Origin of the sequence: Streptomyces sp. NPDC096040, from assembly GCF_040303265.1 — a bacterium.
Taxonomy (GTDB): Bacteria; Actinomycetota; Actinomycetes; order Streptomycetales; family Streptomycetaceae; genus Streptomyces.
This window is the reverse complement of sequence record NZ_JBEOTA010000001.1, coordinates 90,449-113,237: the sequence shown is the minus strand read 5'-3', so window position 1 is coordinate 113,237 and position 22,789 is coordinate 90,449. Positions and strand designations below refer to the sequence as shown.

The window sequence follows — 22,789 nt, the reverse complement described above, 5'->3', positions numbered from 1 at the left end:
GCCTCCTGATCTCGAATGCGGGTCTATCCAATATCCGCCCGCGCCGACCGGTCGGCAACGGCTCACGGGTGAGAGGCGCCCCGGTCCTCCCGGATCTGCGCGACCACCCGAGCGACCGACGCGCGTACCGCTTCCGTCTCCGTCAGGAAGTGCCAGTAGTCGGGATGGCGCCCCTCCAGCGTCCCGATCGCACCGTCCAACCGCGCCACCGCGTCGTCCAGCGGCCGCGCGTGCCGCGGATCGGGACTGTTCCGCCCCGACATCGCCAGCCGCTGCGCGTCCCGGATCGCGAACCGGGTCCGCTCGATCTCCGCCTGCGGATCCTTCTGTACGGCGTTCAGCCGGGCCAGCCGGTCACCGGCCGCCGACACCGCCTCGTCGGTGCTGTTCAGCAGCGCCCGCACGGTCGACAGCAGTGAGGTGGCGTCCGCCCACTTCTGCGCGTCCCGCGCGGCCTGCGCCTCCTTCAGCTTCAGCTCGGCCTGCCGGACGTTCTCCCCGGCCTGCCGGGGCACCTGCTGCAGATCCTGCCAGCAGGCGGCCGCGAACCGCCGCCGCAGCTCACTCAGCACCGGGTCGACCTGCCCGGCCCGGGTGGTCAGCGCCTGCGCGCGCGTCCGCAGACTCACCAGCCGGTGATCGATCTCGGCGGCCTTCTCCGGCAGCCGCTCCGCCTCGACCCGAATGGCCTCGGCCTCCCGCTGCACCCGCCCGGCCCGCTCCAGCGTGGCCTGCACACCGTGCTGTCCGGCCCCCTGATTGAGCCTGGTCAGCTCGGGCGCGAGAGCGGCCAGCCGGGCCGCGAGGTCATCGGCCCTGAGCCGGGTCTCCCGCACGGCGTCGAGGGCGTTGCTGGCCGCAAGCAGCGCCTGCCGGGCCCGCTCCACGGCCGGCGCGAGCCGCGCCAGCTGCGTCTCCGCCTTGCCGAGCAGCGGCCCGAGCGAATCCCCGAACCGGTCCAGCTCCCCCTTGACCCGGACCAGCTCGTCCTTGGCCCCGGAGATCTCCGCCCGCGCCCGCGACGCGACCGCGGCTTCGAGGTCGTCCCGGTCCAGGTCATAGGCGTCGATGGCCTGGATGTACCGGTTGCTGACCTCGTCGATCCGCCGCCCCAGGGCCTCGAAGTCGGAGACGGCACGACGGGCGGCCGGCGTGTCGTCGACGGCGGAGATGGTCTCTATGGAGATCCGCAGATCCCGCTGGGCGGTGTCCAGCTCGTAGAAGGCGTTGGCCGCGGCGTCCTTGGCCGCCTGCGCCTCGGCCCGCTGACTGTCCGCCCGCCCCCCGAACCACCGCCGGGTTCCACCCCCGGCGAACGCCCCGGGCACCACCAGCACGGCGAGCAACGGCAGACTCACAAGGGCGAGGACGTCCCGCAGAGGGGTACGCCGGTCCCGCTCGGAAGGCGAGTACGACTGCTCGGATGCCGCCGAAGTCGCCGATGTCGCCGTCACTTCTCCCTCTCCCGTGCCGCGGTGCGCCCCTGAGTGCTGGCGGTGCTGACATTCTCCCACCAGTGAAAGACGAACACACGGGGCGGTCAGTTCGCGGTTGGCGTGATCGGTCCGCGGCACTTCCCGGCGCGGTCGGTCCGGATACGGGTTCCGAATACGGGTTTGCGGGACAGTGCCTCGGGCAATGTAGGCTGTCGACTCGTTCCGGGTGCGTAGCTCAGGGGTAGAGCGCCTGCCTTACAAGCAGGATGTCGGCGGTTCGAAACCGTCCGCGCCCACGTCATGAGAGGACCCCGGCCGATCCGGCCGGGGTCCTCTCGCGTTGTCAGCCCTCCTCGCGCGCGTGCTTGAGGCGGCTTCGGGCGTCCACGCGGTCCGTAGCCGTCACCTCTGCCCAGAAGCGGTGGCCGCTGACGAACACCGCGAGTTCGTGTTCGCGGCGGCGCAGCTTCTCCACCTCGGCCTGTTCGTCCCCGGTCCAGCCCGGGGAGGCGGGGCGCTCCACCTTGCGCCAGCCGCCGTCATCGCTGAATCCGTCCAGCGGCTCGACCGACCAGGGGAGCCGCTTCAGCAGGGCCGACAGCTCGGCCCGGACCTGATGCAGCTCCTCCTGACCGGCGAGGAGGTCACTCGGAAAGTCATAGGTCGCAGCCACGCCGCAATGCTACGCCTGTTCGATTTTAGGTGGCGAGTTGGTTCGTGGGGTTCATGCGTTCGAGTGGGGCGGAGAGCTGACGTCCGGCCGCCCTGTGCCGGCCAGCTGGTCGGCGGTTTCGTCCGCGTTGAGCAGCGGCGTCGCTCCCCGGCCGTGGCTGTTGGTGTACGTAACACCGGAGGTGACGCCACTCCCGCGTCGGCGACGTCCTATCCCCGTGCGTGACGTCCGGTGGGGTCTCGGACTGCGGGCATGGACGCTTGGAGCCGTCGCCCCTGCGGAGCGGTCGAGTGGGTTACTGGGGCAGCCGCCCGACGCCCCGGCTGCTGATCGTCAACTGGGATGACTTCGGGATGTATCCGGGGATCAACACCGGGAGCGGGTCGGCGCCTTCCCTTGATGGGTCTCCATCCGTGGGTGGAGGCCTCTCCATCAGCCCGTGGGTGGTTGAGATCCGCTTCGCACTCGGAGGAGCCTTGAGGCATGGGTTCACTTCACTCGGCACTCGTTGCTCTCACCGGCGTCTGCGTCCTGATATTTGTCGTGGCCTGGATCGCGGGTGCTGTCTACTTCGGTGTGAGGAGCCAGGCCGGAATGCGCGGCTGGATGCGCGGACTGCGTCGCACGTTGCCCCGCCGGGTTGTGCTGATCACAGTCGCCTACCTGTTTTCCACGCTGGTCAGGCACTCCGAGGATTTCTGGCGCGGTCTCCGGTACTGGCAGCCTGAGCTCGCGCTCCTGGGCGGCTTGCTTGCCGTCGCCTCCACCGCTCTGCTGCTGTGGGCCCGCTGGGTCCTGGGCACGATGTGGGCCAGTGTCCCGATGGTCCAGGAGCACCACGAGCTGCGTACGGAGGGCCCCTACCGGCTGGTGCGCCACCCCATCTACACCGGCCTGCTCGGACTGGTTGTCGGCGCCATGCTGGCCTGCGGCTTCGGCGTCTGGATAGCCGTCCTGGCGATCGTCGTTCCGTGGCTGCTGCGCCGGGTCCGGACCGAGGACGGGCTCATGGCCGCTCAGTTCGGCGCTGCGTACGTCGCCTACCGCGACCGCGTCCCGGCACTGATCCCGTGGACGCGTCCCGCCCGGGTCGGTCCCCGCCGTGGCCATGTGAGCAGCAGTGGCCCAGGACCGTATGTGCCCTAGGTGGCGGGTGCTGCCGGCCGCCACTGACAGCGTCCCCGGCCCGGAATGAGACCCTGGGCGGCACGATCGCGTTCCCGCTGGGCGGGAGGACGGAGCACGGGGCAGGATGAGCGGGCAGCAGTCGACGTTCGTGAAGGTGTGCGGGCTCACCCAGGAGCAGCAGATCGACTGGGCGGTCGAGTTGGGGTACGACGCGGTCGGGATCGTCGTGACCCCGAAGAGCAGGCGGTACTGTCCGCCCGGGCGGGCCGTGGAACTCGCCGGGTACGCCCGCGGGCGGATCCCGGTCTTCGCCGTGGCCCTGACGTACGCCGAGACGGCCGAGGTCGCCGAGCACTTCGACACCGTCCAGATCTACGAGACCGCCGCCGTCCCGAACCTCGCCCTCGCCGCCGGCACCCCGCCCGAGCGGCCGGAGGCCCTGCAGTACTTCTTCTACGACGCCAGCGCGGGCAGCGGGGTGTTCGCCGACATCCCCGCCTGGGTCGCGGACGTACCCGGGAAGGTCGTCATCGCCGGCGGCCTCGACGAACACAACGTGGCCGGTGTCATCGAGGCCTTCGGCCCCTACGGGGTGGATGTCTCCAGCAGTGTCGAGACCGCGCCGGGGGTCAAGAGCCGCGAGAAGATGGCTTCTTTCATCGCCGCGGCCCGGACCCCCGGGCGGGACGGCCACTAGCGTCCGGCTTCGCGCAACTCCCGCACGATACGGGCCGTCACCGGCACGGGTACGCCGTGACGGTCCGCCGCCCGCAGCAACGCGCCCCCGATCGCGTCGAGTTCGAGGGGGCGGCCCGCCTCCGCGTCACGTTGCATCGAGGACTTGGCGGCGGGCGGGAAGGCGTCGTACCGGGCCAGGGCCTGCGCCTGGTCGACCGGGGCGCCGCAGGCGCGGCTGACCGCGGCCGTCTCCGCGACGAGCGAGGCCAGTTCCTCCCGGTGCCGGGTGCGGGCCTCGCCGAGGGGGAGGCCGTAGCGGGTGGTGAGCAGGGCGAAGGGCGCGAGGAACGACATCTTCGCCCACAGGGCCGCGGTCTCGTCGTCCAGGACGCGGGCGACCGGGCCGGCCGCGGTGAGGGCCCCGGCCAGGGCCTCCAGGCGGGGGCGGGGGACCTTGGCGCCGGCCAGGTCGATCTCCGCGAAGGGGCTGGTGTGTTCGATCAGGCCGGGGGCCGTGCGGGTCGACTCGACGCGGATCACCGAGGGGGCCACGCGGTCGGGGGCGTAGCGGGCGCGCAGCAGGGCGGGGTGCTCCACGCCGTTGAGGAACGGTACGAGGAGGGCGTCGCCGAGGGCCGTGGGCGGGATCCGGGTGAGGGCCGCGTCCAGGGCGGTGGCCTTGACGGTGATCAGGCAGGCGTCGACCGGTTCACGGAGGGTCGTGTCGGCGTCCACGGGGGCGGTGAAGTCGCCGAACACGGTGCTGCGGACGTGGATTCCGCTGGTACGGAGGGTGTGGGCCGTCTCCTCGCCGGCCAGGCACAGCACGCGGTGCCCGGAGCGGGAGAGCAGGGCCGCGAGCAGGCCGCCCACACCACCGGGACCGAGAACGGCGACGGTGAGCCGGGGGCCCGGTGCGTTCGGAGCATGCGGGCTGTCCGGAGTGCTCGGCGTGTTCGTCATGGGGGCTGTCCTCTCGTCGGTCGGCCCCGGGAGCGGTGGCCGCCTCGGGACGATCCTCGCAGGAGGGAGGGGGCTGCGGGAGACTGGGGACATGTGCCGGAGCATCAAGACCCTGCGTCCGCCTCAGCTGGCCGAGGAGGCCACGGAGGAGGAGATCCGTGCTGCCGCGTTGCAGTACGTACGGAAGGTGTCCGGGTTCCGGGCGCCGGCCGCACACAATCGGGAGGTGTTCGAGCGGGCGGTGGACGCGGTGGCGGAGGCCACCGCCGAGCTGCTCGGGGGGCTGGAGGTGCGTGGACAGGCCGTGCGCGAAGCCGCCGGGTGAGTCCGCGTCTCTGACTACGCCGGTCGGCGTCTTCGCATCAGATACCCCGCTCCCGCCCCCGCCCCGAACAGCGCCATGACCGACACCGCCGTCGCCACCCAGGTCGCGCCCAGCCACTGGGCGCCCAGGTAGCCCAGGGCGACGCTGTAGACCGCCCAGGTCAGGCCGGCCAGGGCGGACCAGGGGAGGAAGTCGCGGACGCGGCGGTGGGTCGCCCCGGCGCCGAGGGAGACGATCGAGCGGCCGGCCGGCGCGAAGCGGGCCAGTACGACCAGCGCGCCGCCGCCCCGGGACAGCGCCTCGCCGAGACGTTCCTGCGCGCTGCTCAGCCGTCGGGAGCGGGCGATCGCGCGGTCCAGGCGGGCCCCGCCGCGCGAGGCCAGCCGGTAGGCGACCAGGTCGCCGAGGACCGACGCGGCGGCGGCGCAGAAGGTCAGCGCGAGGATGTCCGGTATGACGTGCGGGACCTGCCCGGGAGCCGCCCCGGTGCCCGCCGCGGCTGCCGTGGCCGCGGTGATGACCAGCACGCCGCTGGGCAGGATCGGCAGGAACACATCAAGCAGCACGGAGAGGGCCACCATGGCGTATATCCATGGCCCGGCCTCCAGTGACCCCATGCTTTCCCACACGACGGTTCCCCCGTGATTGTCCAGTTGCGCCCCCCGACGACAGCCATAGAGCGTACGCGGGGGGTGTGACAGGAGTTTCGCGGGGGGTTCGCGAAACAAGCAAAGGATTAAGCGGCCACGGGCGTGTCCCGCTCGGCACCCCGCGCCGCCTCCGGCTGCTCCCCGGTCCCGGTCGTGGCCGTCCGGAGGACCGCCCGTGCGATCGCGTCCGCGTCCGACAGGGTCACCGAGTCCACGCCCGGTCGGGCCCCCGCCGCGGTCACCCAGTGCACGCCCTCCGTGGGCACTCCGAAGGCGAACCGCCTCGGGTGCGGTATGCCTTGGCGGTCGATCAGCCGGTACGGGCGCGGCGTCACGTCCAGGCCGCCGGTCTCATGGCCGTCCACCGTGTGCGGGCGGCACGCGCCCTCCTGCAGCAGCCCGGCCAGCAGTTCGTCGGCGGTGCGGCGCAGGTCGGGGTCCGGGAGGCGGGCCTCTATGAGCGTGGTCACCCTGACCGCCGAGCCGGGTACCTTCGGGGAGCGCGCCACCCATGCGCCGTCACCCCGGGCCACCTCCAGACCGGGGCCCAGCACCTCCACCACGCCCGCCTCCAGCAGCGCGGCCAGCTCCTCGACGCGTCGGCGGGGCGGGCCGATGGACAGGAACGCGTTGAGCGGGGTGTACCAGCCGTCCAGGTGGGCCCTCCGGGAGGCGCCGGTCAGGCCGCCGTGGTCGACGACCAGCCGTATCTCGTTGCGCAGGTCGCGCAGCACGTCCAGGGCCGCCTTGAGCGGGCCGCGCACATTGCCGAGGGCGGCCTGGGCCGCGTCCTCGCGGAGGTGGCGCAGGAGCCAGTCGCGCCAGTCCGTCGCACCGTCGAACTCCCGCTCTCCGTACGGGTGCTGGAGGCGCTCCCAGGACCAGCGGTCCGCCTCCGGGACGCCGGCCCCGTCGAGTACGGCGGTCTCCGCGCGCCGGCCGTCGGCCGCGAGGAAGCGCTCGGTGAGGTCCGGGTCTCCGGTCAGTGCCGTGTAGTAGACCGTCTCCACCTCCTTCGCCACCAGCGGCCAGACCTCCGCGAGGAAGTCGGGGGCCTCGCCGGAGTCCGCGCGTTTGCGCAGGCCCGCGATCACCTCGGGGGTGAGCAGCAGCGGGGTGTGACGGCCGTACGGGCCCTTGGCGTTGTCGCCGCGCGCCTGGTACGGGACGCCCCGCCGGGAGCCCGCGTAGAGGCGGGGCTCGCGGCCCGAGGGCGTGTAGCGCAGGCCGCCGGCCGGTGTGCGGGTGAAACGGCCGCCCCGGCCGGTGGTCAGCAGGGCCAGGTGGTCGAAGAAGTTGAGGCCGAGGCCGCGCAGCAGCACCGGTTCGCCGGGTGCGATCGGGGCGAGGTCGACGTCGGCCGGGTTGGCGGGCGGTATGTGGCGCAGGCCGTGCCGGGCGGCGTGTGCCAGGTGGCGGCGGTCCTCGGGGGTCGCCGTCGCCGGGAGGTGGCCCTGGGCCAGCACCACCGCCGCCAGGCCGGGCAGGGTACGGCCGTCGTCGAGGGTGAGGGTCTGGCGCCCGTCGAGGCCCTCGGGGTCGTCGGAGTCGTCGGCGAGCCGTACGGCACGGGCGTGATGCGTCTCGATCCGGACCGCCTCCGGTGCCCGGGCGACCGTTCTCGCGAACACCCACTCCAGGTAGCGGCCGTAGTGGGCGCGGGTCGGGTAGTCGTCGGGGTCCAGCTCGCCGGCCGCCCACTCGTGAAGGCTGGGGCCGTGCCGGACCGGGCCCGAGCACTCCACGCTGTCGTCGGTGAACAGGGTGACCTGGCTCGCCACGGTGTTCATCAGCAGCTCCGCGGACTGCGTCGTACGCCAGACCCGGCCCGGGCCCGGCGGCGCCGGGTCGATCACATGGACCGTGAGGCGCGATCCCGGGGGCAGCAGCTCGGGTGCGGAGGCGCAGAGGCGTTCCAGGACGCTGGTGCCGCGCGGTCCGGCGCCGACCAGGGCGACGGCGACCGGGGCGGATTCCTGGGGCGAGGCGGACAAAGACATGACTCCCGGGCGTGTGGGGCGCTTGGCAGGAACACCGCCCGCACAGCGTCAGGAAGCGGACGGTCCGCCTCATCATGCCGTCGCGATTAACAGAAGCCAACGTGCGCCCCACTAGCCTCAGATGTCCCTCATGAGGTGGTGAGGGTGGACTCCTCCACGGTCTTCAGGGTTCCGTTCCGCCGGGCCCGTTCCAGCCGCAGCCGGGCCGAACGGCCGTGCAGGGTCAGCGTCATGAGCTGGTTGCCGAACCAGGGGCCGCCCCTCTTCCGCCAGGTCACCGGTGGTTGTGCACAGCGTCCGTGCCGGGTGAGCCGCCGCCCGAGGAGCCGGGCCAGGGCGCTCCAGCCGAACCGGAAGCCGGCCCGGATCGTCGGTGGCACGGAGTTGTGGACGGGCGAGCAGGTGAGTTGCAGCACACGAGAGGCGGGTGCGGTGTCGGCCGGCCACGCGGGCTCGGCGACGTAGGCGTGATGGACGTCCCCGGAGAGCACACAGATCGACGCGGGTGCCTCGGGGCCCGAGCCGGTGCGGGCGATCAGGCCGGCCAGTTCGGCGAAGGAGGCGGGGAAGGCCGCCCAGTGCTCCAGGTCGGCCCCGCGGCGCAGCCGCTCCCCGAACTCCGCCCAGCGGGTGCCTCGTTCGCCCCGGCACAGCGCCGCGTCCCAGGTTTCCAGGTCGTGTACAAGGTGCGGCAGCAGCCAGGGCAGCGAGGTGCCGACCAGGAGATGGTCGTACGACTCCCGGTCGGCCAAAGCCTGTTCGCGCAGCCACTGGGCCTCGCCGGGTTCGAGCATGGACCGGTTCCGCTCGTCCAGCACCCGCGCCGCCCGGGTGTCCACCATCAGCAGCCGCACCCGCCCGAAGTCGCGCCGGTAACTCCAGCGCACCGAGGCGGGGTCGGCGTCGGCCTTGGCGGCGAAGGCGCGCAACTCGTCGGTGCCGTCGGGGGAGTCGCGTACGGCCGTATAGAGCGGGTCGGCGGCCAGCTCGGCCGGGGAGAGGTTCCCCAGGTGCTGGTGCACCCAGTACGACATCAGCCCGCTGAGCAGCCGCTCCTGCCACCAGGGCGTGGCCCGTACGTCGGCCAGCCAGGCGGCGGAGGTGTTCCAGTCGTCTATGACGTCGTGGTCGTCGAAGATCATGTAACTGGGCACGGTGGACAGCAGCCAGCGGACCTCGGGATCCAGCCAGGACTCGTAGTAGAGGCGGGTGTACTCCTCGTAGTCCGCGACCTCGGCGCCGGGCGGGTCCGACAGGTCGCGGCGGGCGGCCAGCCAGCGCCGGGTCTCCTCCGAGGTCTCGTCGGCGTACACCTGGTCGCCCAACAGGAGCAGTACGTCCGGCCGTTCACCGCCGGCGGCGACACGCGCGGCCAGGCTGTCCAGGGCGTCGGGGCCGACCGGGTCCTGACCGTCGGCCGGGGGAGCGGCCCAGCGGCAGGAGCCGAAGGTCACCCGCAGCTCGTCGTCCTCGGCGGGGAGGCGTATCACCGACGGCGGGAATCGGGACTCCGGCAACGGCCACACCCGCGTGCCGTCCAGGAGGACGTCGTACGACGTCGAGGTCCCCGGTGTCAGCCCGCTGACCGGGACCAGGGCGTAGTGGTGGCCCGCCACCTGGAAGGTGCGTGTGGTGCCGCCGGCGCCGTCCGGGCAGCGCACCTCGGCCGTACACGGACGGCTCGTCTCGACCCAGACGGTCGCCGACGAGCCGTCGGTGTACCTCAGCAGTGGTCCCAGGCGCAGTCCGGCCACGTTCGCCCGCCCTCTTTCCCGGTCGGTTCGCCTCCGTCGCCCCGTACGGTACGGAACGACGGAGGTCAGCGGGGAGGCTCCGGCGCGGGAAAGAGCGCGGAAAGAGAGCGGAGCGTGGCCGGAATGCGGGGGAAAGCGGGACCTTCTGGCTGCCGGCCTGTCTGCCGGGTGGGTCAGCAGCCGGAGAGGTAGCTGGTGAGCGCGCTCTTCTCGGCGGAGTCGACCGAGAGGCCGTAGTAGTACTTCACCTGGACCCAGGCGCGGACGTAGGTGCAGCGGTAGGACGTGAGTGACGGCATCCAGGTGGCCGGGTCCTGGTCGCCCTTGGACTGGTTGACGTTGTCCGTGACGGCGAGGAGTTGCGGGCGGGTGACGTCGTTGGCGAAGGCCTCGCGCTGGGCGGTGGTCCACTTGCCGGCGCCGGAGTCCCAGGCCTCGGCGAGCGGGACCAGGTGGTCGATGTCGACGTCGGAGGCGGCGGTCCAGGTGGCGCCGTCGTACGGGGAGTACCAGCTGCCGCTGGTGGCGGTGCAGGCGGAGTCGGTGACGACGTTCGAACCGTCGCGCTTGAGGATCCACTCACGGGTGTTGCAGGTGCCGCTGATGGTGTCCCAGGTCGGGAACAGGTCGCGCGCGTAGCCGGTGCGGTTCTCGGTGGCCACGGTGAGCGAGGCGAGGTAGCTGCGGGCGGTGGCGCCGCTGACCGGGGTGGGAAGGGCGGCGGAGGCCGTCGGGGAGTTGAACAGTGTGGCGGAGGCTATCAGTGCGGTGAGTGCCGCGAGTATGCTGGCACGTCGACGCGCGTAGAACGTTGAGCTGCGAGCCATGCGAACTCCCTGGTGAGGGTGGGGTGTTGGAGCGCGGGCGAGGGAATGCTCGCGGCCTCGTGTTGCCGATGGGTAAGCGTGCGGTAAGAAGTTAATGGCGTGCACATGACACAACAAAGTGTGCGACATGACTCACAGGCGGGACTTTCGGCCTTGGGTTTCGGCGCGGTGGTCACGTACCGTGGACGGCGTTGAAGGGGAGTAGCTCTTCGCCGGACCGTCGACATACTGCTCAGCCCGTCTGAGCCGGCGCCCGGAGGCGGACCTCGATCGGCTCGATCGTGGGACCGCCAGCGAGACCTTCGGCCAAGCAGTGCACACCTGTGCCGTCCCTGCGGCGCGGGTGGACCATGTGTGCTGCCGTGCCGAGGTGTCGTGTGTACCGCGCGAAGTGCAGCACTCTCGGTGGGGTGGCCCCGACCGATTGAGGACCCTTGATCAGCATCACCGTCACGGCGCTCGTCTTCGGCGTCATCTTCCTCGCCGAACTGCCCGACAAGACCGCGCTCGCCGGCCTCGTCCTGGGCACGCGCTACCGGGCGTCCTACGTCTTCGCCGGCGTCGCGGCAGCCTTCCTCCTGCATGTCGTGCTCGCCGTCGCGGCCGGCAGTGTGCTGACCCTGCTGCCGCAGCAGATCGTGCACGCCCTGACCGGCGTGCTCTTCCTCGGTGGCGCGGCCGTGCTCCTGCTGAAGAAGGACGAGGAGGAAGAGGAGATCCGCAAGCCCGCCGACCAGTCCTTCTGGAAGGTCGCCGGCACCGGGTTCATGCTCATCCTGGTCGCCGAGTTCGGTGACCTCACGCAGATCATGACGGCGAACCTCGCGGCGCGGTACGACGACCCGCTCTCCGTCGGCCTCGGCGCGGTGCTCGGCCTGTGGGCGGTGGCCGGACTCGGCATCGTCGGCGGCAAGGCGCTGATGAAGAGGGTGCCGCTGCGGCTGATCACGCAGATCGCGGCCGTGCTGATGCTGGTGCTGGGCGTGTGGAGCCTGTGGGAGGCGATCGCGGGCTGAGCCGGACGCGCCCCGGTGAGCGTCGTCCATGCCGGCTGAAGACTCGGTGAACGCTCGGCGAAGGCGGTGGCGGGATGGCGTCCCCGTTTTGTACCGTGGAGAAACAAAGTGGCTCCCGTCCGTTTTCCCTGACCGGCGGGCGGGGCCGCTCTGTTCTGCTTTGCCCGGCCTGCTTAGGAGCTGCCCGATGACGGCCACCGTCCTCACCGCCCGCGCCCTCCTGCTCGACATGGACGGCACCCTCGTCAACTCCGACGCCGTCGTCGAACGCATCTGGCGGCGCTGGTCCGAGCGGCACGGGCTGGACGGCGACGAGGTCATGAAGGTCGTCCACGGCCGCCAGGGGCACGCCTCCATGGCGGTGCTGCTGCCGGACCGGCCGATGCAGCAGAACCTCGCGGACAACGCGCGGATGCTGGCCGAGGAGACCGCCGACATGGACGGCGTGGTGGAGGTCCCGGGTGCCGCGGCCTTCCTCGCCGCGCTGAGCGGGCTGCCGCACGCCCTGGTGACCTCGGCGGACGTGCCGCTGTCGACGGCACGGATGGCTGCGGCCGGGCTGCCCTTGCCGGCGGTGCGGATCACGGCGGAGTCGGTCGGCGCGAGCAAGCCCGACCCCGAGGGCTTTCTGAAGGGGGCGGCCGAGCTGGGGGTCGCTCCGGCGGACTGTGTGGTGTTCGAGGACTCGGGCGCGGGTATCGCGGCGGGGCGCGCGGCCGGGATGCGGGTGGTGGGTGTCGGGGCCCGGGCGGCCGTGCACGGGCCGGATGCGGTGGTGCGGGACCTGACGGGGGTACGGGTGGAGGCGCTGGGGGACGGTTCGCTCCGGGTGCACCTCGGCTGAGGCTGGGGGCGTAGACGCTTACCGGCGCTTGCAGGGCCTCGCCCGCGCCCACCCGTGCCGCCCCAGCGGCACGACTGCCCGCGGCTGAGAAGGAGCGGCGGCCGAAGCGCCCCGTAAGGGGCGCGAGGAACTGCGCGACCAGCCCCCACCCGGCCCGCACTCGCCCACAACCGGGACCGGCTCCTACGGTTCGGTCGTCTCCGACTCCAGCGCCGCTCGCGTAGCCGTCCCGTACACCCCTGACTCGTCGGTCAGGATCCCCCGCGCCAGTTGGTACGTCCGCACCGCGTCCTCGGTCCTGCGGTCGTAGTCACCGTCCGCCCTGCCCGAGTAGAGCCTCAGCTGCGCCAGCCGCTGCTGGAGCTCCGTCACCTCGGCGCCGCTGTCGCCGGGGCGGAGGACCGGTGCCGAGGTGGGCCGGGCGGAGGCGGCCGCCGTGCCGGTCGTCGACGCCGACCGGTTCGGCGTGGCCGAGCGGGACGCGGTGACGGACGGACTCGCGCTCGCCGTCCGTGAGGGGGAGGGCGTGGGCGACGCGCTCGCGTCGGCGGACGCGGACGGCACGGCCGACCTCGGGGCTCCCGCCGAGGCCACCGGCGCCGCCGCCGAAGGCGACCCCGTGCTCGGTGTCACGTCGGGGACGCTCTCGCGGACGTCCGCCGGCGCCGCCCCGTCCCGCGTCGGCGTCACATGGGCGAACAGTCCGCCGGCGAAACCGGCCACCACGAGGATCCCGATCACCGCCCCGGCGGCCGAGAGGACCAGGATCCACCGAGGGCGGCGTCGGCGGGGTTCGCCCTGGTCAGGGGAGGTCTCGGACGCGCCGTCGGGCTCCGGGGCGGCGCCCGCCGACTCCGGTACCGCCCGCACCGGCACGGTCGCGGGGTCGACCGCCGGCAACGGCTCGGTCTTCGCGCCGTCGGCCCCCGTACCGGCCGCGGAGAGATCGACGTACGGCCGTATCCGCAGCGGGTCGAAGTCCTCCGCGGCCGCCTGTTCGACCGTACGCGCCTCGCGCAGCGCGTCGGACGCCCGCCGGGTGCAGTCGCAGGAGGGCGTGTTGTCCGCACCCCTCGGTGTCCCGCACTCCGGGCACCGGTGGCCCCCGGTCGTATCCCTCACGGCGTTCGTCCCTCCCTTCACGAACCCTCACGAACTCCACAGATTATGCGGGGCGCCCACACGTACGTTCGCCGGATCCCCTTGTCTCAGGGGGTACGAAGGGGGCTCGACGGGCCATACCGGGTGACAGCCTCCACGATGGAAGATGGCTGAAAGCACCCGGGAGGTCTCCATGGCCCTGGACATGACGCACACCCAGGCGAAGGACGCGGAGCACGTACCCGGCAATGTGCTCGTACCGATCGGTGCGCTGCTGCTCGGCCTGCTGCTGGCCGCGCTGGACCAGACCATCGTGTCGACCGCGCTGCCGACGATCGTCAGTGACCTGGGCGGGCTTGAGCATCTGTCGTGGGTGGTCACCGCCTATCTGCTGGCCTCCACGGCCGCCACCCCGCTGTGGGGCAAGCTCGGCGACCAGTACGGGCGCAAGCGGCTCTTCCAGACGGCGATCGTGATCTTTCTCGTCGGGTCGGCCCTGTGCGGGATGGCCCAGAACATGGGCGAGCTGATCGGCTTCCGCGCGTTGCAGGGGCTGGGCGGCGGCGGGCTGTTGGTGCTGTCGATGGCGATCGTCGGGGACATCGTGCCGCCGCGCGAACGGGGGCGCTACCAGGGGCTGTTCGGAGCCGTCTTCGGCGCGACCAGCGTGCTGGGGCCGCTGCTCGGCGGGGTGCTGACCGAGCATCTGAGCTGGCGCTGGGTGTTCTACGTCAACCTGCCCGTCGGCGTGGTCGCCCTCGTCGTGATCGCCGCCGCGCTGCGCATACCGCGCAGGACCGCCCGCCACCGCATCGACTATCCCGGCACGTTCCTGATCGCCGCCGTCGCCACCTGCCTGGTGCTGGTGGCCTCGCTGGGCGGGACGACATGGCGCTGGGGGTCGCCGCAGATCATCGGGCTCGCGGTGCTCGGGGTGCTGCTGGCCTTCGCCTTCGTGGCCGTCGAGCGGCGGGCCGCCGAACCCGTGCTCCCGCTGAAGCTCTTCGGTATCCGCACTTTCTCGCTCGCCGCCGTGATCAGCTTCATCGTCGGCTTCGCGATGTTCGGCGCCATGACCTATCTGCCGACCTTCCTCCAGGTCGTGCAGGGCATCTCGCCGACCCTGTCGGGTGTGCACATGCTGCCGATGGTGATCGGCCTGCTGCTGTCCTCCACCCTCTCCGGCCAGATCGTCAGCCGCACCGGTCGCTGGAAGGTCTTCCCGATCGCCGGCACCGCCGTCACCGCCTTCGGGCTGCTGCTGCTCCACCGGCTCGACGAACACAGTTCGACGCTCGAGATGAGCAGCTACTTCTTCGTCTTCGGCCTGGGCCTCGGACTGGTCATGCAGGTGCTGGTGCTGATCGTGCAGAACTCCGTCGCCTACGAGGATCTCGGCGTCGCCACCTCCGGCGCGACCTTCTTCCGCTCCATCGGTGCCTCCTTCGGCGTGGCCATCTTCGGCTCCGTCTTCGCGAGCCGCCTCGCCGACAAGCTGGCCGGCGCCTTCCACGGCGTCCGCCTCCCGCCCGGTGTCACTCCGGGCGCCCTCAAGGCGGACCCGCGCGGCATCGCCGACCTGCCGCCCGCGCTGCGGCCTGCGGCCCTGCACGCGTACGCGTCCTCGATCACCGACGTCTTCCTGTACGCCGCTCCGGTGGCCGCTCTCGGCTTCGTCCTCGCCTGGTTCCTCAAGGAGGACCGGCTGCGCGGCTCGGTCACCGCACCGGACGCGTCGGAGACCATCCCGCCCAACCCGGTGCAGCGGTCGTCGTACGACGAGTGCTGCCGGGCCCTGTCGCTGCTCGGCACCCGCGAGGGCCGCCGGGAGGTCTACCGGAAGATCAACGAGCGGGCGGGGGTGGACCTGCTGCCCGCGGCCGGCTGGCTGCTGCTGCGGATCCGCAGGTACGGCTCGGTGGAGCCGGGTCGGCTCGCCGAGCGCGGCCCCGTCCCGATGGCCGTCGTCCTGGAGGGCGCCCGCCAGCTGGAGGAGCGGCACCTCGCCGACCGCCTGGGCCTCGGCCTGACCCTGACCGAGCAGGGCCGCGTGATCGCCGACCGGCTCGCCAGGGCCCGCGAGGAGTCGCTGGCCGACCTGCTCGGCGACTGGTGGGGCCAGGACCGGCCCACCGACCTGGACCGCCTGGTGCGGGAGCTGACCGACGAGTTGTGCGGCGCCGAACGCGAGCAGCCGCAGAAACCGGCGCCCCGGCAGATCAGTTGACGAGTTCCTTGCGGAACCAGTGCTCGGCGTAGATGTCGTCGTTGTGCGGTTCGGTCTCGGTGTAGCCGAGCCGTGCGTACAGGGCACGGGCCTCCACGAGGTCGGTGCGGGTGTCCAGGACGATCCGCCCGGCCCCGAGCGTGCGAGCCGTGTCCTCGGCGGCGGCGACCAGCAGGGCCGCGCCGCCCCGGCCGCGCAGTCCCTCGTGCACGAAGACCCGGGTGAGCTCGGCGGTCGCCGCGTCCAGGAGCCGTACGCCCGCGCTGCCGGCCGGCGCACCGTCGTACCGCGCGACCAGCAACCGCCCGGTGGGTGGGGCGAGTTCGGATCCCGGCCGGGCGGCGATCTCCCGTTCCAGCTCGGCCGGGTCGGTGCGCCGGCCCTCGTGGCGCAGGTACCAGCGGTCGCTGACCTCGGTGTAGTACGCCCGCCACAGGGCGGCGGCCACGGGCGAGCCGGGGTGTTCCGGGGCGATGGTCCAGGCGGTCATGGGCCCCAATATCAGACGGACTCGGGCTGCCTGCGCAACCGGATATGCGTGACCTCGGGGGAGTCCACCACCTGCGTCTTCCGCCACTCGATGTGCTCGTCGCCGACGTTGTCGAACAGGCGCCGGCCGCCGCACGCCAGAACGGGGACGACGTGCAGGACGAGTTCGTCGAGCCAGTCGTCGCGGATGAACTGCTGGACCAGGTCGGCGCCCCCGGCGAGCGAGACGTCCTTGTCGCCGGCCGCCTCCCGGGCCAGCTCCAGGGCGCGCTCAGGGCCCTCGGTGACGAAGTGGAAGACCGTGCCGCCCTCCTTGACGACCGACCCGCGCGGGTGGTGCGTGACGACGTACACCGGCAGGTGGAAGGGCGGCTCGTCGCCCCACGGGATCTCGCCGGTGATGTACATGCCGTGCCCCATGACCACCGCGCCCGGCCGCTCCACATGCTCGGCGAGCAGCTCGTCGTCCGGGCCACCCGCCCCGCCCGCCATCCCCTGCATCCGACGGAACGTCCGCAGCCCGTACACCCACGAGTGCAGCCGCTCCCCGCCGACGCCCAGCGGATACTCCCGTCCGGAGCGCGGACCCGCGATGTACCCGTCCAGCGACATGGCCAGCCGTGCGATGACCTCACCCATGACAATCTCCTCGGTCTCGGTGCCTTCACCCCTGCGTCGAACGGGCCCGCGCCGGATCGACACACTGCACCGGTGAATTCCCGGCGGCTGTTTGCCGGGCGCCGTGCGGGTCACCCGGAGGACGAGCCGGCCCGTCGGGCCGAGACACCGGAAGGCAACCATGTCCACAGGCTTGATCATCGCGATTGTGATCGTGGCCGCCGTGGTCGTCGTCGCGGCCGTGTTGGCGGCCGCGCGCTCCAGGAGCAGCAGCCCGCACGGCCTGAAGCGGCGCTTCGGGCCCGAGTACGAGCGGGTCGTGGCCCAGCACGGCGGCGACACAAAGGCGGCCGAGCAGGAGCTCACCGAGCGGGTGCAGCGCCACGGCGACCTGCACGAGCGGCCGCTGGAGTCGGCGGAGCGCGAACGCTACGCGGCCCGCTGGACGACCGCACAGGAACATTTCGTCGACTCGCCCCAGCAGTCAGTGACCGAGATCGACCGGCTGCTCGCCGAAGTGGCGGCCGCCCGTGGCTTCCCGGCCGGTGCCGAGTACGAGGACCAGGTCGCCGCACTGTCGGTGCACCACGCGGACCACGTGGACGGTTACCGCCGCCTCCACCGCGTCGCCCAGGAGCCCATGGGCGGGGCCTCGCAGAGCCGGGCGGGTACCGAGGAGATGCGCACGGCCATGATCGAGGCCCGCTCCCTCTTCGACGACCTGATCACCCCGTCGGCCGGCGGCGCCGGCCGCCACCGCGCCGGTGTCGGTGCCGACACCGGCGGCCATCTGCCCTGGTCCGCCGACCGGAGCCGCCCGAAGGAGAGCTGACCGACATGACCGACGCGAGGACAGGAACCGGCCGCGAGCCGGGGCGCGGCGACATATATCCCGGCGGCGAACCGACGCCGGGACGCGAGGAGCGGACGGCCGACTGGGGCGACGCCTCCGTCGGCGGGGTCACCCCCGGGCGGGAGGACGTCGCAGCGGGGCAGGGCATCGCAGCGGAGCCGGGCATCGCACCTGAGCGTCCGGACGACCGGGAGGCGCCCGGGCAGTCGGTGCTGGTGGCCGGCGACGGGCCGGGCCACGAGAGGGACGCGGGACGCGACGGCCGGCTGACGCCGGACGGCGACCGGCTGATGCCCACCGAGGAGTGCGGCCAGCTGGAGCGGCGCCTGCAGCACGCGGTCACCGGTTTCGTCGACGAGCCGCGCGCGGCCGTGGAGGAGGCCGACCGGGCCGTCGAGGAGCTCAGTGCCCGCCTCACCGACGCCGTCGAGCGCCGCCGCCGTACCCTGCGCGGCAGCTGGCAGGCCACCGAAGGGGACCACCCCGGCGCGGCCGACACGGAACAGCTCCGGCTGGCCCTGCGCGACTACCGCGAACTGGCGGACCGGCTGCTACACATCTGAGTCCGGTCCCGCCCCGGCCGCCGCCCGGCGCTCCCGCCACTCGCGTACGACCTCCTCGACGTCGTACGGCTTCTTGCCCAGCGGGGGCCCGGGCGGTGGCTTGAACATCATGTCCCGGATCTTCACGTTGACCTCTGTGATGATCTTGCGGACGATCCGCTCCGAGGCGGCCGCGTAGGCGGCCGCCAGGGCGTCCTCGGCCTCCTTGCGCAGCGCGAGGGCCGGAGGCAGCACCGCCAGGCCCTCCCGGGCCAACTTCCGCTTGATCCACCACAGTTCGTCGTACGACGTGTCCAGGTCCGCCGGCAACGGCTCGCCCGCGCCCGCGAGTTGATCGAAGTCACCGCGCCGCTGCGCATCACGGATCTGCTTGTCGACCCAGGACTCGAACGGCACCCCGGGTGGCTTTCGCTCGGTCATGACTTCATTGTGCCGGACGCCGCCCCGCCGGGCGTTTTATCATGCGCCGGAGATCCAGGAACGATTCAGGAACCGCGCAGGGGGAACGCACGTGCTCGAACTCACCATGGCCTCCGTGTCCGGGGACGCGGGCGAGACGGCCGGAATGCTCATGGCCGACGCGCCCAGCGAACCGGGCGCCGTGCTGCGAGTGGGCCGCGATGCCGCCGTCTGCCGGCTCACCACGCCCGACGACTGGCTGTTCGTCTCCCGGGTGCACCTGGAGTTCCTGTGCGGACCCGAGGGCGGCTGGCAGGTCACCTGGCTGCGCGGCTCCCAGGCCGAACCGTCCGCCGAGGTACTGCTGACCGTCGGTGAGTACGCCCAGGCCATCGGGTACGGCGGCACGGTCGCGCTGCCCCGGGGCGGCTCCGGCGAGATCGTCGTCCGGGACCGCACCGCCCCGCGCAGCGTCAACGTGGGCTTCTACCACGAGGCTTGAGCAGCACCCCTCAGTCGAGCACCCGGGCCAGGGCGAAGCCGTCGTAGCCCTTGCTGCCGACCGTCTGGATCGCCGTGCCGCTCAGCCTCGGGTGGGTGGCGATCAGCTCGATCGCGGCGCGGGTGCCCACCACGTCCGGTTCGCTGTTCCCGGCCTCGACGACCCGGCCGCCGCGCACCACGTTGTCGACGACGATCAGGCTGCCGGTGCGGGTGAGCCGCACCGCCCACTCCACGTAGTGCGGGTTGTTCGCCTTGTCGGCGTCGATGAAGACCAGGTCGAAGGGGGCCGGGTTCTCGTCGGCGAGCTTGGGCAGCGACTCCAGGGCGGGGCCGACCCGCACCTCGACGAGCTTCTCCAGGCCGGCGCGGGCGATGTTGCGGACCGCGACCTCGGCGTGTCGGGCGCTGTACTCCAGCGAGATCAGCCTGCCGTCGGCGGGCAGGGCGCGGGCCAGCCAGATGGTGCTGTAGCCGCCGAGGGTGCCGATCTCCAGGATGTTCCGGGCTTCCTGGATCTGCGCGAGGAGCTGGAGCAGCTTGCCCTGGCTGGCGGTCACGCTGACGTGCGGGAGGCCGCTGGCCTCGCTCTCGCGCAGAGCCGCCTGGAGCGCCTCGTCGTTCGGTGAGAGGTGGCTTGTGAAGTAGAAGTCGACGTCGTCCCAGAGCTGAGAGCCGCTCATGCGTCCGCTGCCTTTCGGAAATCCGGTAACCGTCCACTGACAGTTACCTGCTTAGCACTACTGAGGCGGCGCAGGGGGCGCTGGCGGCACCGGCGGTGGGGGCTGCACCGGCGGTGGCGGTACGGCGGGGCGGCGGGAGCGTCGTACGGCCGCCAGGGAGGTGACCGTCACGACCAGCAGCAGCGCGGCGCCGACCGTCAGCAGCCACAGCGGGATCCCGGCTGCCTCGCGCAGCCGGTCCTGGTAGACGATCTGCTGGAAGGGGGTGTCCGAGGATGCCCGGTGCAGCACGTGGTCGTCGGAGATCCGGGACGGGTACGGGAGCTCCTGGCCGATCGCCGTCAGGTACGGGGTGCCGGCGGCGAGCTCGCGGAGATCGCCGGTCGGACGGCTGAGGCGGCCGGCGTAGACGATCCTCGGGCGCTCGCCGCCGATCGCCGCGCGTGGCTCCATGCGGTGTGCGGCGAGCACGTACAGGCCCAGCGACTGCGGGGTGGCCGCGAGCTTGGACAGCCGCATCGGGTAGACCGGCTGGTCGCTGGCGAAGGCGAGGTGCAGCGGGTCGAGGGCGCCGTTCAGCGCGGAGCCCGCGGTCTCGGGGGCGAGCCTGACCGCGACGTACTCCCAGCGCTGCTCGACGTACGGCCGTAGCGCGGTGTCCAGGCGGGGCGGGAGGGGGAAGCCGTTGCTGCGCAGCCAGCCGTCCAGGGCGCCGGGGTCGGTGGCGGTCAGCTGGGCCACGTCGAACGGGCCGAGCCGCCGGCGGCTGACCACGCCGACGCGGGGGGCTTTCGCGGCGCCGTCGGGCGGGCCCGTGGTGGTGCTGCCGCCGGTGGTGAGGGGCCAGTCGCCGTTCTGGGGCCAGAAGTGGTACCGGGTGCGCCGCACCGGGGCGGTGAGGGTGTGCAGCTGGTCGAAGAGGGCCGGGTCGGCGAGGGCGACGGTGGCGCGGTGCGGGACGGGCATGATCCAGGCGGCACGGTCGGCGTCGCCGTCGACCGTCAGGCGCATCACGATCTGTTCGCGGGTGCCGTCCCAGCGCAGGACCGACTCCTCCCGGCCGACGGTGACCTGTCGTTGGTCGCCGGGGACGAGGGCGCCGCAGGCGAAGGCGGGACCGGAGAGCCGGCCGAGCTGGATGCCGGCGAGGATGAGGAGGACCGTGAGTAAACGTGTGCGTCGGCGGGGTCGCCGCTGGCCGATCATGAACCGATGCCCTCCGCCGTACCGTCGATCAGGACTACAGACGGTATAGCGGAGGGCAGAGTTCCGTGAGCTCTTCCGGACAGGGCGGGGTGAGGGGCGCGTCTCAGTCGGCTCCTTCTATGGAAGGGGCCGAGCCCGGCAGCGGCTTGCCCGCTGTCTCTGTCATGCGCCAGGCCGCGAAGCCGCCGATGACCGCGGCCGCCATCATGTAGTACGCGGGCATCATCATGTTGCCGGTCGCTCCGATCAGGGCCGTCACCACCAGCGGGGTCGTGCCGCCGAACAGGGACACCGAGACGTTGAAGCCGATCGACAGGGAGCCGTAGCGGACCCGGGTCGGGAAGAGGGCCGGGAGGGCCGCCGGCATCGCCGCCGTGAAGCAGACCAGGAGGAGGCCCAGGGCGCCCATGCCGAGGCCGACGGCCAGCAGGCTGCCCTGGCGGATCAGCAGCACGGCCGGGACGGAGAGGAACAGGAAGCCCGCGCAGCCCGCGGCGATCACCGGGCGGCGGCCGACGCGGTCGGTCAGCGCGCCGGCGAACGGCTGGACGATCATCATCAGGGCCATGACGGCGAGGACCACCAGCAGGCCGTGCGTCTCGTCGTACTTCAGCTCGCTCGTCAGATAGCTCGGCATGTACGACAGCAACATGTAGTCCGTGACGTTGAAGACCAGGACCAGTGCCATGCACAGGAGCAGGGCCTTCCACTGGCCGGTGATCATCTCGCGCAGCGGGACCTTCGGGCGGGACCGCTCGGACTTCTCGACCTCCGCGGCGAACGCGGGGGTCTCCTCCAGGCGCATCCGCAGGTAGAGGCCGATGATGCCCATCGGGCCCGCGATCAGGAACGGGATGCGCCAGCCCCAGGAGGTGAGGTCGCCGTCGGAGAGCAGGGCCGTCATCAGGGTGACCAGGCCCGCGCCGCCGATGTAGCCGGCCAGCGTGCCGAACTCCAGCCAGCTGCCGAAGAAGCCGCGTTTCTTGTCCGGCGCGTACTCGGCGATGAACGTGGACGCGCCCGCGTACTCGCCGCCGGTCGAGAAGCCCTGCACCAGGCGGGCGGCGAGGAGCAGGATCGGGGCGCCGACGCCGATCGTCGCGTACGAGGGGATCAGGCCGATCGCGAAGGTGCCGGCCGCCATCATGATCATGGTGACGGCGAGGACCTTCTGGCGGCCCACCCGGTCGCCGAGCGGGCCGAAGACCATGCCGCCGAGCGGGCGGACCAGGAAGGCCGCGGCGAAGGCGCCGAACGTCGACAGCAGCTGGGCGGTCGGGTTGCCGGACGGGAAGAAGACCTTGCCCAGGGTCACCGCGATGTAGCTGTAGACGCCGAAGTCGAACCACTCCATGGCGTTGCCGAGCGCGGCCGCCTTCACGGCGCGCTTGACCAGTGCCGGGTCGGTGACGGTCGGCGGTCGGGTGGCAGTGCGGGGGCCGGGGATCTTGACGGACGGGTTGACGGCTGTGGCGGTCGCCAAAACGGGGCTCGCCTACCTTTCGACGGGGACAGGGGCGCGGCCCGTGCGGCGCCGGACGGGTCGGAAAGCGACGATAGGAGAATTTGGGCCCGTTACGTCGCGTACACGCATCCGTGCATTGTGCAGCTAAATGCGGTGTGTGCAGGGACGTATGCCCGATCCCACGGTCGTATGCGGGCCGCGCACTGTGATCCTTGTCGCGCCCGATCGAGGCAACCGCGCCCCCTGCGCACTGCCGTCTTCCGGACAAAACATGGGCGGACGTCAGGTGAAGAAGAGGTTGCCTGCGTCTCTGTCCGAAGGGGGTGGGAGCCTCATAGGGTTCTCAGGGTTCTCAGGGTTGTCAGAGCGGACGAGCGGGGCGGGAGGCCG

Annotated in this window: 23 protein-coding genes and 1 tRNA gene; 10 read left to right on the top strand and 14 right to left on the bottom strand. The window is 72.2% G+C overall.

What is annotated here, in order from left to right; genetic code table 11:
• Positions 1–62: 62 nt before the first annotated feature.
• Positions 63–1,454, bottom strand: a complete 1,392-nt coding sequence (locus ABTY98_RS00545) for a hypothetical protein (protein ID WP_502994103.1) — start codon at positions 1,452–1,454, stop codon at positions 63–65.
• A 206-nt stretch (positions 1,455–1,660) separates the two neighbouring features.
• On the opposite strand from ABTY98_RS00545, the gene ABTY98_RS00540 reads away from it, so the two are divergent.
• Positions 1,661–1,732: transfer RNA gene (locus ABTY98_RS00540), tRNA-Val, on the top strand.
• A 47-nt stretch (positions 1,733–1,779) separates the two neighbouring features.
• On the opposite strand, the gene ABTY98_RS00535 is transcribed toward ABTY98_RS00540, so the two are convergent.
• On the bottom strand, positions 1,780–2,109 hold the full coding sequence (locus tag ABTY98_RS00535; RefSeq protein ID WP_352218640.1) for a DUF8825 domain-containing protein: 330 nt from the start codon (positions 2,107–2,109) through the stop codon (positions 1,780–1,782).
• Positions 2,110–2,592: 483 nt separating this feature from the next.
• Here ABTY98_RS00535 and ABTY98_RS00530 point away from each other — a divergent pair, with 483 nt between their 5' ends.
• Together ABTY98_RS00530 and trpF are read left to right on the top strand one after the other, a co-directional pair.
• Positions 2,593–3,255, top strand: a complete 663-nt coding sequence (locus tag ABTY98_RS00530; protein WP_352218639.1) for a methyltransferase family protein — start codon at positions 2,593–2,595, stop codon at positions 3,253–3,255.
• A 106-nt stretch (positions 3,256–3,361) separates the two neighbouring features.
• The gene (gene trpF / locus ABTY98_RS00525; protein WP_352218638.1) at positions 3,362–3,934 is read left to right on the top strand and encodes a phosphoribosylanthranilate isomerase; all 573 of its coding nucleotides are present in this window, start codon (positions 3,362–3,364) and stop codon (positions 3,932–3,934) included.
• On the opposite strand, the gene ABTY98_RS00520 is transcribed toward trpF, so the two are convergent.
• Positions 3,931–4,878, bottom strand: coding sequence for a ketopantoate reductase family protein (locus tag ABTY98_RS00520; RefSeq protein ID WP_352218637.1), 948 nt, complete (start codon positions 4,876–4,878; stop codon positions 3,931–3,933). The two genes, trpF and ABTY98_RS00520, sit on opposite strands and share 4 nt — an antisense overlap.
• A gap of 91 nt (positions 4,879–4,969) precedes the next feature.
• Here ABTY98_RS00520 and ABTY98_RS00515 point away from each other — a divergent pair, with 91 nt between their 5' ends.
• Complete coding sequence (locus ABTY98_RS00515; RefSeq protein WP_352218636.1) at positions 4,970–5,203, top strand: DUF2277 domain-containing protein; 234 nt, start codon at positions 4,970–4,972, stop codon at positions 5,201–5,203.
• 14 nt (positions 5,204–5,217) lie between these two features.
• Here the strand turns inward: ABTY98_RS00515 and ABTY98_RS00510 are convergent, their stop codons facing one another.
• From ABTY98_RS00510 to ABTY98_RS00495, 4 genes are all read right to left on the bottom strand, one after another.
• Complete coding sequence (locus ABTY98_RS00510; RefSeq protein WP_502994102.1) at positions 5,218–5,784, bottom strand: DedA family protein; 567 nt, start codon at positions 5,782–5,784, stop codon at positions 5,218–5,220.
• 155 nt (positions 5,785–5,939) lie between these two features.
• The gene (locus ABTY98_RS00505) at positions 5,940–7,853 is read right to left on the bottom strand and encodes an FAD/NAD(P)-binding protein (protein ID WP_352218634.1); all 1,914 of its coding nucleotides are present in this window, start codon (positions 7,851–7,853) and stop codon (positions 5,940–5,942) included.
• Between the two features lie 128 nt (positions 7,854–7,981).
• Positions 7,982–9,607: an alkaline phosphatase D family protein gene (locus tag ABTY98_RS00500; RefSeq protein ID WP_352218633.1), complete on the bottom strand. Its 1,626-nt coding sequence runs from the start codon at positions 9,605–9,607 to the stop codon at positions 7,982–7,984.
• 173 nt (positions 9,608–9,780) lie between these two features.
• Positions 9,781–10,434 (bottom strand): HNH endonuclease family protein, encoded by a 654-nt coding sequence (locus ABTY98_RS00495; RefSeq protein WP_352218632.1) that lies wholly within the window; start codon positions 10,432–10,434, stop codon positions 9,781–9,783.
• Positions 10,435–10,868: 434 nt separating this feature from the next.
• Here ABTY98_RS00495 and ABTY98_RS00490 point away from each other — a divergent pair, with 434 nt between their 5' ends.
• Both ABTY98_RS00490 and ABTY98_RS00485 read left to right on the top strand, forming a co-directional pair.
• Positions 10,869–11,450 carry a TMEM165/GDT1 family protein gene (locus ABTY98_RS00490; RefSeq protein WP_352218631.1) on the top strand — a complete coding sequence of 194 codons (582 nt, stop codon included), beginning with the start codon at positions 10,869–10,871 and terminating at the stop codon, positions 11,448–11,450.
• A gap of 187 nt (positions 11,451–11,637) precedes the next feature.
• Positions 11,638–12,294 (top strand): HAD-IA family hydrolase, encoded by a 657-nt coding sequence (locus ABTY98_RS00485; protein WP_352218630.1) that lies wholly within the window; start codon positions 11,638–11,640, stop codon positions 12,292–12,294.
• Positions 12,295–12,477: 183 nt separating this feature from the next.
• Here ABTY98_RS00485 and ABTY98_RS00480 read toward each other — a convergent pair whose 3' ends face one another.
• On the bottom strand, positions 12,478–13,416 hold the full coding sequence (locus tag ABTY98_RS00480; protein ID WP_352218629.1) for a peptidoglycan-binding domain-containing protein: 939 nt from the start codon (positions 13,414–13,416) through the stop codon (positions 12,478–12,480).
• A gap of 172 nt (positions 13,417–13,588) precedes the next feature.
• Here ABTY98_RS00480 and ABTY98_RS00475 point away from each other — a divergent pair, with 172 nt between their 5' ends.
• Positions 13,589–15,622 (top strand): DHA2 family efflux MFS transporter permease subunit, encoded by a 2,034-nt coding sequence (locus ABTY98_RS00475; RefSeq protein ID WP_352218882.1) that lies wholly within the window; start codon positions 13,589–13,591, stop codon positions 15,620–15,622.
• On the opposite strand, the gene ABTY98_RS00470 is transcribed toward ABTY98_RS00475, so the two are convergent.
• Positions 15,615–16,112, bottom strand: a complete 498-nt coding sequence (locus ABTY98_RS00470; protein WP_352218628.1) for a GNAT family N-acetyltransferase — start codon at positions 16,110–16,112, stop codon at positions 15,615–15,617. The two genes, ABTY98_RS00475 and ABTY98_RS00470, sit on opposite strands and share 8 nt — an antisense overlap.
• A gap of 11 nt (positions 16,113–16,123) precedes the next feature.
• Positions 16,124–16,750 carry a dihydrofolate reductase family protein gene (locus ABTY98_RS00465; RefSeq protein ID WP_352218627.1) on the bottom strand — a complete coding sequence of 209 codons (627 nt, stop codon included), beginning with the start codon at positions 16,748–16,750 and terminating at the stop codon, positions 16,124–16,126.
• Positions 16,751–16,910: 160 nt separating this feature from the next.
• Between ABTY98_RS00465 and ABTY98_RS00460 the strand changes: the two genes are divergently transcribed.
• A complete protein-coding gene (locus ABTY98_RS00460; protein WP_352218626.1) occupies positions 16,911–17,561 on the top strand; it encodes a hypothetical protein in 651 nt (216 codons plus the stop codon).
• A 5-nt stretch (positions 17,562–17,566) separates the two neighbouring features.
• Positions 17,567–18,145, top strand: coding sequence for a hypothetical protein (locus ABTY98_RS00455; protein ID WP_352218625.1), 579 nt, complete (start codon positions 17,567–17,569; stop codon positions 18,143–18,145).
• On the opposite strand, the gene ABTY98_RS00450 is transcribed toward ABTY98_RS00455, so the two are convergent.
• Positions 18,134–18,565 (bottom strand): DnaJ family domain-containing protein, encoded by a 432-nt coding sequence (locus tag ABTY98_RS00450; protein ID WP_352218624.1) that lies wholly within the window; start codon positions 18,563–18,565, stop codon positions 18,134–18,136. The genes ABTY98_RS00455 and ABTY98_RS00450 overlap by 12 nt on opposite strands.
• 91 nt (positions 18,566–18,656) lie before the next feature.
• Between ABTY98_RS00450 and ABTY98_RS00445 the strand changes: the two genes are divergently transcribed.
• Positions 18,657–19,046 (top strand): hypothetical protein, encoded by a 390-nt coding sequence (locus ABTY98_RS00445; protein ID WP_352218623.1) that lies wholly within the window; start codon positions 18,657–18,659, stop codon positions 19,044–19,046.
• Between the two features lie 10 nt (positions 19,047–19,056).
• Here the strand turns inward: ABTY98_RS00445 and ABTY98_RS00440 are convergent, their stop codons facing one another.
• The 3 genes from ABTY98_RS00440 to proP all read right to left on the bottom strand — a co-directional run bounded on the left by ABTY98_RS00440 (position 19,057) and on the right by proP (position 22,417).
• Positions 19,057–19,728 (bottom strand): O-methyltransferase, encoded by a 672-nt coding sequence (locus tag ABTY98_RS00440; protein ID WP_352218622.1) that lies wholly within the window; start codon positions 19,726–19,728, stop codon positions 19,057–19,059.
• Between the two features lie 57 nt (positions 19,729–19,785).
• Entirely contained in the window at positions 19,786–20,934 is a 1,149-nt protein-coding gene (locus tag ABTY98_RS00435; protein WP_352218621.1) for a DUF2330 domain-containing protein, read from the bottom strand.
• Positions 20,935–21,037: 103 nt separating this feature from the next.
• Positions 21,038–22,417 (bottom strand): glycine betaine/L-proline transporter ProP, encoded by a 1,380-nt coding sequence (proP, locus tag ABTY98_RS00430; protein WP_502994100.1) that lies wholly within the window; start codon positions 22,415–22,417, stop codon positions 21,038–21,040.
• Between the last annotated feature and the right edge of the window lie 372 nt (positions 22,418–22,789).